Here is a 748-nt window from a genome sequence, read left to right as displayed (position 1 = left end):
GTACCATATTTTTGTTAAAGTAGAGGCTGGGAAATCAAAATTATCCTTTACGATTTTTATTGCATTGCTTATCTCTTCTTCAGTAAATTTAGTAGAATCCCCAATATCTATTATTAACTCCTCCTTAGTTGATTTTTGATTACAAGCCACCAGTGAAAATACTAATAATATTGCAAACAATGGAATAACAATCCTTTTCATAAAATCCCCCTTTTAATTAAGCCCTCATAATACTTACTTATCAATTTAATGAACATCTTCTACATACATTATACCACTCATCTATCTACAGCATAACCCCTAACTCCCAACTTACATCCAAGGGGCTTGTCCCCTACTTATAATACGGTTCAACGTGTCGGTGCTACTAGCAAAATTTATTTGATGGTAGATATGCTTAAATAAAAATAACAGGAGAATTTCCTGTTATTTTATTAGTTCATTAATTTTATTTCTTACCTCGTTCATAACACCATCATTAACTTCGCCAAATTTCTTAATAACAATATTTTGAGCTAAAGTATAAATTTTATCCACTCTTATACATGAATCCACTTTTAAATTTCCTTCCAACAAATCACTATTAGTAATAAATATGCTATAGTCCTTTGATGTAATATTCGAAGTAATAGCAGCCACTATTATATCCTCTGTTTTAGAATTATAATCATCATTTGATAGTACAAGAACAGGTCTCTTTTTACTGGATGTCAAATCTGTAAATGGTATTGGAATTAGTAATATATCT

The 748-nt window shown here is 29.8% G+C and carries 1 protein-coding gene and 1 pseudogene; both read right to left on the bottom strand.

Translation table 11 applies throughout. From position 1 onward, the window contains the following. Positions 1–201 (bottom strand): annotated as a pseudogene (locus tag C3E89_RS04825) (DUF4829 domain-containing protein); the annotation flags it as partial. A gap of 225 nt (positions 202–426) precedes the next feature. Further along, positions 427–748, bottom strand: a 322-nt coding sequence (locus C3E89_RS04820) for a type II toxin-antitoxin system PemK/MazF family toxin (RefSeq protein ID WP_236911344.1), incomplete at its 5' end; no start/stop codon positions are given.

The sequence above is a fragment of the Clostridium sp. Cult1 genome (assembly GCF_021655095.1).
In the GTDB taxonomy this organism is placed as follows: Bacteria; Bacillota; Clostridia; order Tissierellales; family Tepidimicrobiaceae; genus Schnuerera.
This window is presented reverse-complemented; position numbering and strand designations above follow the sequence as displayed.